Raw genomic sequence first — 414 nt, 5'->3', positions numbered from 1 at the left:
AGTAATTGCCGCGTTCGCCAGCTTCAGTTCTCTGGCATTTTTGTCGCGCTGGGCTTTGTAGGTAATGGCGTTATCACGGTAATGATTAACAGCCCATGACAGGCAGACGATGATGCAGATAACCAGAGCGGAGATAATCGCGGTGACTCTGCTCATACATCAATCTCTCTGACCGTTCCGCCCGCTTCTTTGAATTTTGCAATCAGGCTGTCAGCCTTATGCTCGAACTGACCATAACCAGCGCCCGGCAGTGAAGCCCAGATATTGCTGCAACGGTCGATTGCCTGACGGATATCACCACGATCAATCATAGGTAAAGCGCCACGCTCCTTAATCTGCTGCAATGCCACAGCGTCCTGACTTTTCGGAGAGAAGTCTTTCAGGCCAAGCTGCTTGCGGTAGGCATCCCACCAA

General features: G+C 51.4%; 1 pseudogene. It reads right to left on the bottom strand.

Annotation, left to right across the window (positions count from 1 at the left end):
* Positions 1–152 precede the first annotated feature (152 nt).
* Positions 153–414, bottom strand: a pseudogene (locus JW499_RS21740) (glycoside hydrolase family protein); the annotation flags it as partial.

The sequence above is a fragment of the Amphritea pacifica genome, from assembly GCF_016924145.1.
GTDB lineage: Bacteria > Pseudomonadota > Gammaproteobacteria > Pseudomonadales > Balneatricaceae > Amphritea > Amphritea pacifica.
This window is presented reverse-complemented; position numbering and strand designations above follow the sequence as displayed.